This window comes from Bradyrhizobium japonicum USDA 6 (assembly GCF_000284375.1).
GTDB lineage: Bacteria > Pseudomonadota > Alphaproteobacteria > Rhizobiales > Xanthobacteraceae > Bradyrhizobium > Bradyrhizobium japonicum.
The window spans coordinates 6928220-6943078 of sequence record NC_017249.1 but is presented as its reverse complement, the minus strand read 5'-3'; the positions used below and the strand labels follow the sequence as shown (position 1 = coordinate 6943078).

The 14859-nt window shown below is 65.0% G+C and carries 12 protein-coding genes; 10 read left to right on the top strand and 2 right to left on the bottom strand.

What is annotated here, in order from left to right; translation table 11 throughout:
* The first annotated feature begins 229 nt into the window (after positions 1–229).
* The 4 genes from BJ6T_RS32595 to BJ6T_RS32580 all read left to right on the top strand — a co-directional run bounded on the left by BJ6T_RS32595 (position 230) and on the right by BJ6T_RS32580 (position 6716).
* Positions 230–1612, top strand: coding sequence for an ethanolamine ammonia-lyase subunit EutB (locus tag BJ6T_RS32595; protein WP_014496830.1), 1383 nt, complete (start codon positions 230–232; stop codon positions 1610–1612).
* Between the two features lie 152 nt (positions 1613–1764).
* Positions 1765–3351: a B12-binding domain-containing radical SAM protein gene (locus BJ6T_RS32590; protein ID WP_028169746.1), complete on the top strand. Its 1587-nt coding sequence runs from the start codon at positions 1765–1767 to the stop codon at positions 3349–3351.
* 6 nt (positions 3352–3357) lie between these two features.
* The gene (gene eutC / locus BJ6T_RS32585) at positions 3358–4143 is read left to right on the top strand and encodes an ethanolamine ammonia-lyase subunit EutC (RefSeq protein WP_014496828.1); all 786 of its coding nucleotides are present in this window, start codon (positions 3358–3360) and stop codon (positions 4141–4143) included.
* A gap of 206 nt (positions 4144–4349) precedes the next feature.
* Complete coding sequence (locus BJ6T_RS32580) at positions 4350–6716, top strand: efflux RND transporter permease subunit (RefSeq protein ID WP_014496827.1); 2367 nt, start codon at positions 4350–4352, stop codon at positions 6714–6716.
* Between the two features lie 28 nt (positions 6717–6744).
* Here BJ6T_RS32580 and BJ6T_RS32575 read toward each other — a convergent pair whose 3' ends face one another.
* A complete protein-coding gene (locus BJ6T_RS32575) occupies positions 6745–7578 on the bottom strand; it encodes a hypothetical protein (protein WP_028169745.1) in 834 nt (277 codons plus the stop codon).
* Between the two features lie 69 nt (positions 7579–7647).
* A complete protein-coding gene (locus tag BJ6T_RS32570; protein ID WP_014496825.1) occupies positions 7648–8145 on the bottom strand; it encodes a hypothetical protein in 498 nt (165 codons plus the stop codon).
* Between the two features lie 458 nt (positions 8146–8603).
* Between BJ6T_RS32570 and BJ6T_RS32565 the strand changes: the two genes are divergently transcribed.
* The 6 genes from BJ6T_RS32565 (at position 8604) to BJ6T_RS32540 (ending at position 14785) form a co-directional block, all read left to right on the top strand.
* On the top strand, positions 8604–8837 hold the full coding sequence (locus BJ6T_RS32565) for a hypothetical protein (RefSeq protein WP_014496823.1): 234 nt from the start codon (positions 8604–8606) through the stop codon (positions 8835–8837).
* Positions 8838–9029: 192 nt separating this feature from the next.
* Positions 9030–9914: a squalene synthase HpnC gene (gene hpnC / locus BJ6T_RS32560; RefSeq protein ID WP_014496822.1), complete on the top strand. Its 885-nt coding sequence runs from the start codon at positions 9030–9032 to the stop codon at positions 9912–9914.
* Positions 9904–10743 carry a presqualene diphosphate synthase HpnD gene (hpnD, locus tag BJ6T_RS32555; protein WP_014496821.1) on the top strand — a complete coding sequence of 280 codons (840 nt, stop codon included), beginning with the start codon at positions 9904–9906 and terminating at the stop codon, positions 10741–10743. The genes hpnC and hpnD overlap by 11 nt, the downstream gene beginning before the upstream one ends.
* The gene (hpnE, locus tag BJ6T_RS32550) at positions 10743–11999 is read left to right on the top strand and encodes a hydroxysqualene dehydroxylase HpnE (RefSeq protein ID WP_014496820.1); all 1257 of its coding nucleotides are present in this window, start codon (positions 10743–10745) and stop codon (positions 11997–11999) included. Before hpnD ends, hpnE begins: the two co-directional genes overlap by 1 nt.
* 51 nt (positions 12000–12050) lie before the next feature.
* Positions 12051–14039, top strand: coding sequence for a squalene--hopene cyclase (shc, locus tag BJ6T_RS32545; protein ID WP_014496819.1), 1989 nt, complete (start codon positions 12051–12053; stop codon positions 14037–14039).
* On the top strand, positions 14036–14785 hold the full coding sequence (locus BJ6T_RS32540; RefSeq protein ID WP_028169744.1) for a phosphorylase: 750 nt from the start codon (positions 14036–14038) through the stop codon (positions 14783–14785). The genes shc and BJ6T_RS32540 overlap by 4 nt, the downstream gene beginning before the upstream one ends.
* The last annotated feature ends 74 nt before the right edge of the window (positions 14786–14859 follow it).

Sequence of the window (14859 nt, the reverse complement as noted above, 5' to 3'; positions counted from 1 at the left end):
AAAACTATGCAGAATGAAGATGGACGCCGTCTTAACGCCGTGGCCCAACCCCTTCGTCCTTAGTCGAAAGAAAGGTCTGCTATTTCAGCCGCTTGGCTCCATTGTCTCGGTTTCCGCCGGGCCGGCCCGGGATTCGCCCACGATGCCCCAAACATCGGCGTGCACGCCGGCCGCCAAGCGCGTATTCGATTTTGAGTCGGCCACTGGCCGATGAACCCCGGAGGGGCCTTTGGTCTACCGCCACACCATCGACGCCACGACCTATACATTCCCGGACCTGCGCGACCTGCTCGCCAAGGCGACGCCGCCGCGCTCCGGCGACCGGCTGGCCGGAATCGCGGCCGTCAGCGCCGAGCAGATGATCGCGGCGCGGATGGCGCTGGCGGATGTCCCGCTCGGGCAATTCCTGCAGGAAGCGGTCATCCCCTATGAAAGCGACGAGGTCACCCGCCTCGTCATCGACAGCCACGACGCAAAGGCCTTCGCGCCGGCGGCTTCGCTGACCGTCGGCGCCTTCCGGGACTGGCTGCTGTCGGATGCCGCAACGCCCGAGGTTTTGCGCAAGCTGGCAGGCGGCATCACCCCGGAAATGGCGGCGGCGGTCTCGAAGCTGATGCGCAACCAGGACCTGATCCTGGCGGCGCGGAAATGCGAGGTCACCACCGCCTTTCGCAACACCATCGGGCTGAAGGGGCGGATGAGCACGCGGCTCCAGCCCAACCATCCCTTCGACGATGCCAGGGGTATCACCGCCTCGATCCTCGACGGCATCCTGCTCGGGGCCGGCGATGCCTGCATCGGCATCAATCCGGCGAGCGACGATCCGGCCGTCATCGCGCAATTGCTGCGGCTGCTCGACGAGATCATCGCGCGGCTGAAGATCCCGACCCAGGCTTGCGTGCTCACCCATGTCACGACGACGTTGTCGCTGATCGGGCAGGGCGTGCCGGTCGACCTCGTCTTCCAGTCGGTCGCCGGCACCGAGGCCGCCAATCGCAGCTTTGGCGTCGACCTCGCGCTCCTGAAGGAGGCGCAGCAGGCCGGCCTGTCGCAGAAGCGCGGCACGGTCGGCGAGAATGTGATGTATTTCGAGACCGGTCAGGGCTCGGCGCTGTCGGCGGGCGCCCATCACGGCGTCGACCAGCAGACCTGCGAGGCGCGGGCCTATGCGGTCGCCCGCGCCTTTGCGCCATTGCTGGTCAACAGCGTGGTCGGCTTCATCGGCCCGGAATATCTCTACGACGGCAAGGAAATCATCCGCGCCGGGCTGGAGGATCATTTTTGCGGCAAGCTGCTCGGCCTGCCGCTCGGGATCGACATCTGCTACACAAACCATGCCGAGGCGGATCAGGACGACATGGACAATCTGCTGACGCTGTTGGCGGCCGCCGGCGTCACCTTCATCATGGGTGTCCCCGGGGCCGACGACGTCATGCTGAACTACCAGTCGACGTCTTTTCACGACGCGCTCTATGTCCGCGACGTCTTCGGCCTGCGCCGCGCGCCGGAATTCGACGACTGGCTGGTGCAGTCGGGGATCGCGGGCGCCGATTTCCGTCTTGCCGGCGACGCAGGCCTGCTGCCCGATTTTGCCTCACGGCTGATCGCGTGACGCGGCGGGAGCGCCCGGCGGCTTGAGGAAACCATTGGTCCCTCTCGGAATTATGGTCCTGCCACAATATTGAGAAATTCCGGCGACAGCGTTACGCTATGTGTCTGGCTGGCAATTTCCGCAGCTATGTCGAGCGTGGCGGGGGAGCTTTGATGCGAGCTGAAAGTAACGGTACGGCCCGACGGATTCTGTGCGTGTTTCCGCGGTACACTTCGTCGTTCGGGACGTTCGAGCATTCCTATCCATTGACCGACGGCGTCCGCGCCTTCATGCCCCCGCAGGGGCTTTTGCTGCTTGCGGCCTATCTGCCCGAGGAGTGGGAGGTCAAATTCGTCGACGAGAATCTCCGTCGCGCGACCAACGAAGAGTTCGCGTGGGCGGAGGCGGTCTTCGTCAGTGGCATGCACATCCAGCGCCAGCAGATGAACGACATCTGCCGCCGCGCCCATGAATTCGATCTTCCGGTCGCGCTCGGCGGTCCCTCCGTCAGCGCCTGTCCGGACTATTATCCGTCCTTCGACTATCTCCATGTTGGCGAACTCGGCGACGCCACCAATCGGCTGATCGAGATTTTGGCGCGCGACACGTCGCGTCCCGGGGAGCAGGTGGTGCTCACCACCAAGGACCGCGTGCCGATGACGGAGTTTCCGATCCCGGCCTACGAACTCGCCGACGTGAAGAAATACTTCCTCGGTAGCATTCAGTATTCCAGCGGATGCCCCTATCAGTGCGAGTTCTGCGACATCCCCGGCCTCTATGGCCGCAATCCGCGCCTCAAGTCGCCCGAGCAGATCATCGCCGAGCTCGACCGCCTGCGCGAATGCGGGATGACCGACACGGTCTACTTCGTTGACGACAATTTCATCGGCAACCGCAAGGCGGCGATGGACCTGCTGCCGCATCTGATCGAATGGCAGAAGCGGACCGGCTATGTGGTGCGGCTCGCCTGCGAGGCGACGCTCAACATCGCCAAGCGGCCCGAGATCCTCGAGAAGATGCGCGAGGCCTATTTCATCACCATCTTCTGCGGCATCGAGACGCCCGATCCCGACGCGCTGAAGGCGATGCACAAGGACCACAACATGATGGTCCCGATCCTCGAGGGCGTGCAAACGATCAACTCCTACGGCATGGAGGTCGTGTCCGGCATCATCATGGGGCTCGACACCGACAAGCCGAACACCTCGGAAGCGCTGCTGGCCTTCGTCGAGGAGTCCCGGATTCCGCTGCTCACGATCAACCTGCTCCAGGCGCTGCCGAAGACGCCGCTGTGGGACCGTCTGGAGCGCGAGGGACGCCTGATCGAGGATGACGGTCGCGATTCCAACGTCGACTTCCTGTTGCCCTATGACGAGGTCGTCGCTTCCTGGAAGCACGCCATGGGCGTTGCCTACGAGCCCGAGAAGGTCTACGCGCGCTTCCAGTATCAATGCGACAACGTCTATGTGCACCGCCTGAAGATGCCGACGCCCGACGAGATGAAGACCTGGCCCAATATCCGGCGGGGTCTCGTCATGTTGCGCAACATCTTCTGGAAGGTCGGTGTGCTCGGCGACTACAGGCGCGTGTTCTGGAAGTTTGCGCTCGGGCGCATCAAGCGCGGCGACCTCGAAGGGCTGATCGGCTGCACGTTGATCGCGCACCATCTGATTACGTTTGCGCGCGCGGCGTCCAGCGGCAAGCAGAATGCCTCGAACTATTCGTTGCGGCTGCGCGAGGCCTCCGTTCCCGCCGAATGATGCGACATGTCTGATCCGGCCGTCCCGCGTCGCCCGACCCTCGATCTGCGGTCGCTGACGCCCGCGCGCGTCGCGCTCGGCCGCAGCGGTGCGAGCGTGCCGACAAGGGCCTTGCTGGATTTCACGCTGGACCACGCCCGCGCCCGCGATGCCGTGCACGCAGTGTTCGACGCGCCGTGTCTGGTCGCCGATCTCCGTGCGCTTGGCCTCGTCGTCACCGAAGCGCGGAGCCAGGCGGTCGACCGCAGGGATTATCTGCGGCGGCCGGATCTGGGGCGACAGCTCGATACCGGCTCGGTCGAACTGTTGGCACGACATGCCTCGGAGCCGTGCCAGCTCGCGGTGGTGATCGGCGACGGCCTGTCGGCGGCTGCGGTCCACGCCCATGCGGTGGCGCTGGTGTCTCACCTGCTGCCGCTGCTCGCGGAAGGGGGCGACGTCGCGATCAGACATGTCGTTGTCGCCTCAGGCGCGCGCGTCGCGCTCGGCGACGAGATCGGCGCGATTCTCGGCGCGCGCATGGTGGTGACGCTGATCGGCGAGCGGCCGGGCCTGTCCGCGCCCGACAGCCTCGGCGCCTATCTGACCTTCGCGCCGAAGCCGGGCCGTACCGATGCCGAGCGCAATTGCGTCTCGAACATCCACAAGGCCGGGTTGAGCCATGACGAGGCCGCCTTCAAGATCGCCTGGCTGGTCCGCGAGGGGATGGCCCGGGAGGTCACCGGCGTGGCGCTGAAAGACGAAAGCGCGGACCGTGCGCCGCGTCGAATTGGCACGGCTTTGCCCGAATGACGGGCGTTCTGGCAAAATCGCCACATCTTGATCGATTCGGCCACACTTCGCCTGCTTGCGAGTCGGGCTATTGACCTGCTAAACCCCTCGCGGCGATTTTCCGCGCATTTTCAAAGGGCAAGCCTCCCATTGGTATGGCATTTTCAAGCCGTTCGCGGGACGCAATAAGCTCACAGACCCGAGCCGATTTAGGAACTGGACAAGGCATGCTCGAAAAGCACCGCGAGAATGAGGTTCATGTCGACAAGGTCGAGCAGGGACCGACGTCCTCGATCGCCTTCGGGCTCGAGCGCATCGGGCTGATCGCGGTCCGGGCGCCGATCCTTTCCTGCATCGTCCTGCTCGCGCTTATCGTCGGCGCCGTGTTCGGTATCCACCGGATCAAGATCGATGATTCGCTGTCGCAGCTGTTCCGCTCCGACACCCGCGAATTCAAGCAGTATGAAGAGGTGACCAAGAAGTTCCCGGCCGAGGAGTTCGACGTCCTCGTCGTGGTCGAAGGCAAGAACCTCCTGGCGCGAAACAACCTCGAGAAGCTGCGCGACTTCGTCACCGACCTGCAGCTGGTCGACGGCACGCGCGGCCTGGTCTCGCTGTTCTCGGCGCGGCAAGCGCCGGCGCCGGGCAAGCTGCCGGCGGCGCTGTTCCCGCCCGAGCTGCCTGAGGGCGCGGCCTATGACAAGTTCATCGAGACCGTCAAGAACAACGAGATCATCCGCGGCAAGCTGTTGTCGGAGGACGGCACGCTGGCGCTGATCGTGCTGTCGCTCGATCCGCAGGTGGTCGCCTCCAGCAAGCTGACCAAGACCATCGGCGGCATCCGGGCGCTGATGAAGGAAGACCTCGGCGATACCGGCCTCAACGTGCAGCTCTCCGGCGTGCCGGTGATGCAGCTCGAGATCCGCAACGCGGTCGAGCGCGACGGGCTCACCTACAACATTCTCGGCATTCTCGCCGGCTGTATCATCGCCATCATCTTCTTCCGCAAGATCTCGTTCATGGTGGCGGCGGCGTTCCCGCCGATGATCGCGATCCTGCTGGCGCTCGGTGCGCTCGGCTGGGCCAATTTCAATCTCAACATGTTCCTGAACGTGATGACGCCGCTCATCATGGTCATCAGCTTCTCCGACTCGATGCAGCTCACCTTCGCCGCGCGTGACCGGCTGATCGCGGGCCAGGACAAGTTCACCGCGTTCAAGAACGCGGTGCTGGTGGTGGGACCGGCCTGCGTGCTGACGCACGGCACCGCCGGCATTTCCTTCATTGCGTTGCAATTCTCGGACTCCGACCTGATCCGCAAGTTCGGCGAGGCGGGCCTCGCCGCCACCATCATCGCGCTGGTCGCGGTGCTGTCGCTGGTGCCGGTGTTCGGCGTGCTGCTCGTGCGCAACGAGAAGCTGTTCGCGGTCAAGTTCCAGAGCGCGGATGCCGGCGTCCAGGCGCTGCGCAATTTCTGCTACTGGATCGCGGTGCGCATGGTGGGCCGTCCCGGCCTGTTCAGCCTGATCGCGGTGCTGTTTGTTGCCGGCCTCGGCGTGATCTATGCCAATCTGGAGCCGCGCTATCGGCTCGCCGACCAGGTGCCGGACAAGCGCCAGGCGGTTGCCGCCAGCGACCGGCTCGATGCCAAGCTCACCGGTGCCAACCCCGTCAACGTGCTGATCCAGTTCCCCAAGGGTGAAACGCTCTATTCGCCGGAGACGCTCCAGACCATCGCCGACGTGCATGCGACCGTCGAGAAGACGGCCGGTGTCGGCAACGTCTGGTCGCTCGAGACCCTGCGCCGCTGGCTTGCGGAAAAGGCCGGCAGCGCCGACGTCGCGACGCTGAAGGAATATGTCAGCGTCATCCCCGAGCATCTGGTGCGGCGCTTCATCGACGCCGAACAGGACGCCGTCGTGGTCGCGGGCCGCGTGCCGGACAAGGATTCCAGCCAGCTGCTGCCGATCGTCGACAAGCTCGATTCCGAGCTCGACGCCGTTCGCAAGAAGCATCCCGGCTACGAGATTGCGGTGACGGGCCTTGCCGCGATTGCTGCGCGCAACTCGGCCAGCATGATCGAGAAGCTGAACCGCGGCCTCACCGTCGAGTTCGCGCTGGTCGCGATCTTCATCGGGCTCGCCTTCCGCTCCTGGGTGGTGATGTTCGCCTGTATTCTGCCGGGCATCTTCCCCGTGGTGATGTCGGGAACGGTGCTGTGGGCGATGGGCGAGGGGCTGCAATTCGCCAGCGTCGTGGCGCTCACCGTCTCGTTCGGCCTGGGCTTGAGCGCCACCATCCACTTCCTCAACCGCTTGAGGCTCGAGAGCAAGCCGGGCGTCGGCGCGGCGCTTGCAGTGGAGCGCGCAACCGTGCTGGTCGGCCCGGCGCTGATCCTGACCACGGTGGTGCTGGCCTGCGGCCTCGTCGTCACCGTGTTCTCCGATCTGCCGTCGCTGCGGCTGTTCGGCTGGCTCAGCGCCTTCTCGATGGTGATGGCCCTCGTCGCCGACCTCTTCATCCTGCGGCCGACGGCGATGTGGCTGATCAACCTGCACGCCAGGCTTCAGGGCCCCGACAAGCCGGCGATCTGAGCGGGCGGCGGCATACGCCGCCCGTTGATTATGCCTCGACGCGGATGACGCCGTACGGATTGAACTTGAAATCGTCCTCGGCGTAGCCCTGCTCCCGCGAGAGCGTGAGCTTGCGATCGCGTAGCGTCGCTTCGATGCCACGGTCGGCCATGGCGTTGGCAAGCTCCTCCATGAGCATCACTGCCGACCACTCGTTGCCGCGCGATTTCGCGACATAGATCTCCGGCAAGCCGACGAAGTGATAGCCGACGGTCTCGTAATAGCGATCGCCTTCGAGCGGACGCTTGGCGAAAGCAAGACGACACGCCTTGGCGACGGCGAGGGTCATGCCAAGGCCCTGACTGGTCTTTGCGCCCTTGCGCGCCTGATCGCCGAGACTGCGCCACCGCTCGAGGCCGTGGGCAACGCCTGAGCTTTCGCCCTTCACGGCGGTGGCGCCGGCCTCGATCATCTCCTCGACGATGCGCAGGGCCGCCGCCGAAAAGGCGACTGCCTTCTGCTGCTCCAGCGGCGGGCTCAGCAAATAGAGCACCGCCTTGTGGTTGAGCACGGCCGCTTCGTCGGCGGTAGACCAGGCTTTCGGGAAGACGCGATCCCAGCACACGCCGAACGACCGCTCCATGTGCGGATCGGGCTTGGCTTGCGAATAGGTGCGGTCGATCTCGAAGTTGAAATCCGCGATCGTCTTGGCCACCGCCTGCGGCGGATGCAGCAGGCTCTCGTCCTTACCGAGGAAGCAGAGCACGTGACGCGGTTTCACCGACGAAGGCTGCATGCTCGTTCCCTGCTGGTCATCGGCGAAGGCGCGGCTGGCTACGAAGAGCCCGGCGGCCTTGAGCAGATGTCTGCGAATTGGGTCCATGTCCGCGTCAGCAAAAAGCCCCCGGCTCGTAAGAACCGGGGGCGTGTTCCTCTCGATGCGGGAAGGGCGTCAGCCCTTCGTCATCGTGATGTTGACGCCGCGGATCTCGCCCTTGGAAGAGATCTGCACCGTCTGCTTGGTGCCGTTGGTGCGCAGCGACAAGTTGGCGGCGAAGCCGTTGGCCTCGACGAACACCTCGATCTGGCCGCCGCCGGCGGTACCCTGGAGATTGCCGAAGATGTTGCGGTTGGTCTCGCTCCAGTTGCCGGAGATTCGCTCGCCTTGGCTCGTCACGTCGCTGGTGAGGTCGAATTTGTAGCTGTCGGACGCGCAGTGCAGGGCCTGCTTGAGGCTAAGACCGGTGCCGGCGACCTTGTAGTCGGCCTTGCAGCGGATGCGCTCGGTGCTGCCATCGGACAGCGACACCGTGCCGGTGCCGGTCCACGCACCGTCGAAACCTGCAAACGGTCCGGACGACTGAGCATGGCTTGCCGAGACTGAGAAGAGCAGCGCAGCCCCGATGCCGGCCGCCTTGATTGCCTGTCCAGATCGCCCAAAGAATTGCATTTTTGAATATCCCGTTTTCGAACGACGTTCGCTTATGATGAACGTCTCGCCACATCGAAAGTTTAGTGTTCCGAGCCTGTGTCTGGTTCAAAGCCTGACAGCCAGGGATGGTGGTTCACGACGCCCTCGCGCCAGGTCGGCCTGCGCGATTCTCTCTGTTTCGGTGTGTTTCTGGCGGCAAAAGCAGGGCCGAGAGATGCAGCTCTGCAACAGGTACGCATCAAAACGCGGTGTGCCAGAATTATGACGTAGTATCAATCTCTTACATCTGCCAATGAAGAGTGAGGGAAGACCCGATTTGGTGGATGTGGCGCCAATTTGGCCGCATTTGCCAGTGCTTGTGGCTTCTCCAAGGCCGCACTTTCCGCGGCGACTTGCCATCAGAACAATCCGTTCCGGTCGTCCGCCCTGTGCTGTCCGGGATAGGTGCGGTTCTGCCGTCAGAATGAAGGAATACAATGCGTAAGCTTCTCGTCGCTCTCACCCTGCTGTCGGCCTCCCTTTCGACGGCGGCATTCGCCCAGGCAGGACGCGGCACGGACGCCGAACAGAAGGCCTGCACGCGCGATGTGCAGAAGTTCTGCCGCCCGGTCATCGACCAGGGCGATTTCACCATCCTGGCCTGCCTCAAGGAGAATCGGGCCAAGATCTCGCAGGCCTGCGACCAGGTCCTGAAGAACCACAACCAATAAGCTCGGCCACTGGCCTACCAAGGGCGGCCCCGGGGCCGCCTTTTCGGGCCGGATCCGGAAGGGCAGCCATCGAGAGACAGGATTGGTTTTGCGGCCGTATTCCCCTATATGGGGGCCGCGGCGGCATCGCCGGCATGAGCCCGCGCGAGCGAAAAAGCCCTTCCTGTCCAAACGATTGTAAACCAGCCCTCGATGACCTCTGCGAGCGAATTGCGATCCGGCAAGGGTGACCGCGACGAGAATTTTCCCGTCGCGTCCTGGATCATTCATCCACGCCATCGCGCGCTGATCCTGGCGTACTACAATTTCGTCCGCACCGCCGACGACATCGCCGATCACGCGACGCTGCCGCCCGACCAGAAGCTCGCTTATCTCGACCTGCTCGAGGCGGAGCTGCTCGGCGAGGGCGACACCCAGGCCGAAGCCGTCATTCTGCGGCGGGCGCTGGCCGAGCGAGGCATGGCGCCGCGCCACGCGCTCGACGTGCTCATCGCGTTCCGCATGGACGTGACCAAGCTGCGCTACGAGAACTGGGACGAGGTCATCCACTATTGCCGCTACTCGGCGATGCCGGTCGGCCGTTTCATGCTCGACGTCCACGGCGAGAGCACGTCAACCTGGGCGGCCTCGGACGCGCTCTGCGCAGGCCTCCAGATCAACAACCACCTCCAGGATTGCGGCAAGGATTTTCGCGAGCTCAATCGTGTCTATCTGCCGCGCGACGCGCTGGCCGCGAGTGGCGCCTCGGTCGAGCAGCTCGGGCTGACGCAGTCGCCGCCGGCGATGCTGGCCTGCCTTCAGGCGCTCGCCGTGCGCAACGCAGCCTTGCTCGACGAGGGCAGGTCGCTCAGCGCGGAGATCCGCGATTTCCGCCTCGGCGTCGACGTCGCGGTGATCCAGGCCTATGCCGATCGCATCGTGCGCCTGTTGAAGGTGCGCGATCCCCTGCGCGAGCGCGTGCATCTGAACAAGTTCGAGCTTCTCACTTTCAGCCTCGCCGGCATGATCGGCGAAGTCGGCCGCCGCGCGATCGGACGCAAGGCCATTTCCAGACCGGGGACTGCACATGACGCTTGAGGCGACCTCGCCCAGCGCCAATTACGGCTCGACCGCATCGAACAGCTCCTTCTACGCTGCGATGCGCATCCTGCCGCATGACCAGCGCGAAGCGATGTTCCAGATCTACAGCTTCTGCCGCCAGGTCGACGACATCGCCGATTCCGACGGTCCGCGCGACGAGCGGCTCGCCGCGCTTCAGGAGTGGCGCAACGACATCGACGCGCTCTATCAGGGCCATCCGCCGCCGCGGCTGAAGGACTACGTCGCCTCGGTGAAGACCTTCGGGCTCAAGCGCGAGGATTTCCTCGCGATCGTCGACGGCATGGAGATGGACGTGCCGCAGGACATCCGCGCGCCCGACATGGCGACGCTCGATCTCTACTGCGATCGCGTCGCCAGCGCCGTGGGACGATTGTCGGTACGGGTGTTCGGCCTGCCCGAGGAAGACGGCATCCAGCTCGCCTACCATCTCGGCCGCGCGCTCCAGCTCACCAACATCCTGCGCGACATCGACGAGGATGCTGGCCTCGGCCGGCTCTACCTGCCGCGTGAGGCGCTGCTGCATGCCGGCATCACCTCCAACGACCCGAACCGCGTGATCACCGAGCGCGCGCTGCCGAAGGTCTGCCAGCCGCTGACGCAGCGTGCGAAGGCGCATTTCGAGAAGTCTGACGAGATCATGAACCGCAACAAGCGCCGCGCCGTGCGCGCGCCGCGGATCATGTCGAAATACTACCATTCCATTCTGGACCTCCTGATCGCGCGCGGCTTCAACGCGCCGCGCGAGCCGGTGCGTGTGTCGAAGGTCACTCGCATCCTGATCCTGCTCCGTTACGCTTTCATCTGATGCAAAAGACAGCTCACATCATCGGTGCTGGAATTTCCGGCCTCTCCGCCGCCGTGCGGCTCGCCAATGCCGGCTTCAAGGTCGCCGTGCACGAGGCGACGCACCAGGCCGGCGGTCGCTGCCGTTCCTATTTCGACGGCGCCACCAATCTCACCATCGACAACGGCAATCATCTGCTGCTGTCGGGCAACAGCCATGCGCGCGCCTATGCCCGCTCGATCGGCACCGAGGCGGGCCTCGTCGGCCCCGAACGCGCGCAGTTTCCGTTCGTCGACATCAAGACCGGGCAGCGCTGGCAGATCGATCTCGGCGATGGCCGGCTGCCGACCTGGGTGCTCGACGAGAGCCGCCGCGTTCCCGACACCGGGCTCAGCGATTATCTCAAGCTGGCGCCGCTGATCTGGGCGTCGGAGGACACGCTGGTCGGCAAGTCGATCCCCTGCGAAGGCATCCTCTATCAGCGGCTGGTGCAGCCGCTGCTGCTTGCGGCGCTCAACGTCGATCCGCCCGAGGGCTCTGCCGGGCTTGCCGGCGCGATCGTGCGCGAGACGCTGCTTGCCGGCGGACAGGCGTGCCGCCCGCTGATCGCGCGCGACGGCTTGAGCGCCGTGCTGATCGAGCCTGCCGTGAAGTTCTTGCAGGAGCGCGGCCACACCGTTCAGCTCGGCCATGAGCTGCGTTCGTTTACGACCGGTGACGGCAAGGCCAGCGCGCTGCATTTCGGCGGCGAGGATGTGATCCAGCTCGGTGAGGGCGACGTCGTCGTGATGGCGGTGCCGCCGCGTGCCGCCGCGAGCCTGCTGCCGGGGCTGAAGACGCCGACCGAATTCCGCGCCATCGTGAATGCGCATTTCCGCTTTGAACCGCCGCCCGGTTCGGCGCCGATCCTGGGCGTGATCGGCGGCGTCGTGGAATGGCTGTTCGCGTTCCCGAACCGGCTGTCCGTGACCATCAGCAACGGCGACCGCCTGGTCGACATGCCGCGCGAGGAACTCGCGCAGGCGATCTGGAACGACGTCTGCGAAGCGGGCGGCGTGTCCGGCGAGCTGCCCCCCTGGCAGATCGTTCGCGAGCGCCGTGCCACATTTGCGGCCACACCGGCCCAGAATGCCCTGCGTCCGGGGCCGGCGACTGCGCTGAAAAACCTGTTTCTTGCCGGCGACTGGACTGCTACGGGATTGCCTGCAACCATCGAGGGATCGGTACGGTCCGGTGACCGCGCCGCCGATCTGGTTTTGGCCGCAAAGCGGCCCTGACGGGCAAAGTCCCGGTCAATTTTCAATCGACTATCGGAGCAATCGAGCGACATGGATTCCGTGAACGCGACCAGCCGCGAAGCCCAAGAATCCAGGGCGAGGATCCTGGAATCGGGCGTCCTGGAATCGAGCATTGCGTCGGCGACGCAAGGCGTTCTCGGCTTCCAGCAGTCCGACGGCCATTGGGTGTTCGAGCTCGAGGCCGACTGCACGATTCCGGCCGAATACATCCTGCTGCGCCATTATCTCGCAGAGCCCGTGGACGCCGTGCTCGAGGCCAAGCTCGGCAATTATCTCCGCCGCGTGCAGGGCGCCCATGGCGGCTGGCCGCTCGTGCATGACGGCGAGTTCGACATGAGCGCGAGCGTGAAGTCCTACTTCGCGCTCAAGATGATCGGCGATTCCGTCGACGCCCCGCACATGGTGCGTGCGCGCGAGGCGATCCATGCCCGCGGCGGCGCGATCAACAGCAACGTCTTCACGCGCTTCCTGCTTGCGATGTTCGGCGTGATGACCTGGCGCGCGGTGCCGGTGCTGCCGATCGAGATCGTGCTGCTGCCGTTCTGGTCGCCGTTCCACCTCAACAAGATCTCCTACTGGGCGCGCACCACCATGGTGCCGCTGATGGTTCTCGCCGCGCTGAAGCCGCTGGCGAAGAATCCGAAGGGCGTCGGGATCGACGAGCTGTTCCTCCAGGATCCGCGCTCGATCGGCATGACCGCGAAGGCGCCGCACCAGAGCAGGGCCTGGTTCGTGCTGTTCCGCGCGCTCGACGGCATTTTGCGCGTGATCGAGCCGATGTTTCCGAAGAGCCTGCGCCAGCGCGCGATCGATGCGGCGCTCGCTTTCATCGAGGAGCGGCTCAACGGCGAGGACGGCATGGGCGCGATCTATCCGCCGATGGCCAACATCGTCATGATGTATGACGCGCTCGGCAAGGACGAGAATTATCCGCCGCGCGCGGTCACGCGCCGGGGCATCGACAAGCTGCTGGTGTTCAACGGCGACGAGGCCTATTGCCAGCCCTGCGTTTCGCCAGTGTGGGACACGACGCTGACCGCCCACGCGCTGCTGGAAGCCGGCGGTGACACGGCCGTGCCTGCGGCCAAGCAGGGCCTCGACTGGCTGATCCCGAAGCAGGAGCTCGAGGTGAAGGGCGACTGGGCGGTGAAGCGGCCCGACGTGCGCCCGGGCGGCTGGGCCTTCCAGTACAACAATGCCTATTATCCCGATCTCGACGACACCGCGGTGGTGGTGATGTCGATGGACCGCATGCGACGGGAGCACGGTGCGACCGGCTATGACGCCGCGATCGACCGCGGCCGGGAGTGGATCGAGGGCATGCAGAGCGACGACGGCGGCTGGGCCGCCTTCGACGTCAACAACCTCGAATATTATCTGAACAACATCCCGTTCTCGGACCATGGCGCGCTGCTCGATCCGCCGACCGAGGACGTCACCGCGCGCTGCATCTCCATGCTGGCCCAGCTCGGCGAGACCGAGACGACCAGCAAGCATGTGGCCGACGGGGTCGCCTATCTCAGGAAGACCCAGCACCCGGAAGGGTCCTGGTACGGCCGCTGGGGCATGAACTTCATTTACGGAACCTGGTCGGTGCTCTGTGCCCTCAACATGGCCGGCGTCCGCCATGACGACCCGATGATTCGGAAGGCCGCCGACTGGCTGGCCTCGATCCAGAACAAGGACGGCGGCTGGGGCGAGGACGCCGTCAGCTACCGTCTCGACTACAAGGGCTGGGAGGCCGCTCCCTCGACTGCCTCGCAAACGGCATGGGCCTTGCTTGCCCTGATGGCTGCCGGCGAGGTTGATCACCCGGCCGTCGCCCGGGGGGTGGAGTACCTGATTGCAACACAGAACAAAAAAGGACTGTGGGACGAGCAGCGGTACACCGCCACAGGCTTTCCTCGTGTATTCTATCTGCGTTATCACGGTTACCCGAAGTTCTTCCCGCTGTGGGCGTTGGCGCGGTATCGGAACTTGCGGAACACCAACAGCAGGGTGGTAGGGGTCGGGATGTGACTTTGGGGACGGGGGACTATCTTGCCGCGGGTAATGCCATCGACCCGCGGCCGATATTGATCGTGACTGGACTGGTTCAGGAGGCCCGTATCGCGGCTGGGCCCGGAATGGCGGTCATTTGCTCGTCGAGCAGCCCGACCCAGTTGCGGGCGCTGCTGACGGTGGTGGATCCCGAGACGATTCGCGGCGTGATCTCGTTCGGCGTGGCGGGCGGGCTCGACCCGACGCTGCGCTCCGGCGACGTCGTGCTGGCGACCGAGGTGCTCTCCGGCGATACCCGCTGGGCCGCAGGCCTGTCGCTCGGCGACGACCTGATCGACCGCCTGACGTCCGGGCGCCGCCGCGTGGTGCGCGGCAGCCTTGCCGGCGCCGAGGAGGTGGTCACCAAGAGCTCCTGCAAGGCGGCACTGCACTCGGAGACGGGCGCCTCTGCCGTCGACATGGAGAGCCATATCGCGGCCGCCTACGCCGCCGAAGCGGGGCTGCCCTTTGCCGCGGTCCGCGTCATCAGCGATCCCGCCCATCGCGCGCTGCCGGCGCTCGCCCGCGCCGCCATCAAGCCGAACGGCCAGATCGATCTCGCCGCCGTGCTCCGTGGCATCGTGCGCAATCCGGCCACGCTGCATGCGCTGGTCTCGACCGGCATCGACTTCAACCGCGCGCTGCGCAGCTTGCGCGGCTGCCGCGACTATTTGATCGGCACCGAGCTCGTCGAGAGCGAGGCCCTGGTCTCCAAGGCGGCCTGATTCTTGATGCGACAAAACAAAGGCCCGGTCGCCATTGGCGACCGGGCCTTTTGCGTTTTGGTGATTGGCCATGT

Coding starts and splice junctions, on each gene's coding strand:
- BJ6T_RS32590 (WP_028169746.1), top strand. CDS start 1,765: ATGCGAGCTGAAAGTAACGGTACGGCCCGACGGATTCTGTGCGTGTTT.
- eutC (WP_014496828.1), top strand. CDS start 3,358: ATGTCTGATCCGGCCGTCCCGCGTCGCCCGACCCTCGATCTGCGGTCG.
- BJ6T_RS32580 (WP_014496827.1), top strand. CDS start 4,350: ATGCTCGAAAAGCACCGCGAGAATGAGGTTCATGTCGACAAGGTCGAG.
- BJ6T_RS32575 (WP_028169745.1), bottom strand. CDS start 7,578: ATGGACCCAATTCGCAGACATCTGCTCAAGGCCGCCGGGCTCTTCGTA.
- BJ6T_RS32570 (WP_014496825.1), bottom strand. CDS start 8,145: ATGCAATTCTTTGGGCGATCTGGACAGGCAATCAAGGCGGCCGGCATC.
- BJ6T_RS32565 (WP_014496823.1), top strand. CDS start 8,604: ATGCGTAAGCTTCTCGTCGCTCTCACCCTGCTGTCGGCCTCCCTTTCG.
- hpnC (WP_014496822.1), top strand. CDS start 9,030: ATGACCTCTGCGAGCGAATTGCGATCCGGCAAGGGTGACCGCGACGAG.
- hpnD (WP_014496821.1), top strand. CDS start 9,904: ATGACGCTTGAGGCGACCTCGCCCAGCGCCAATTACGGCTCGACCGCA.
- hpnE (WP_014496820.1), top strand. CDS start 10,743: ATGCAAAAGACAGCTCACATCATCGGTGCTGGAATTTCCGGCCTCTCC.
- shc (WP_014496819.1), top strand. CDS start 12,051: ATGGATTCCGTGAACGCGACCAGCCGCGAAGCCCAAGAATCCAGGGCG.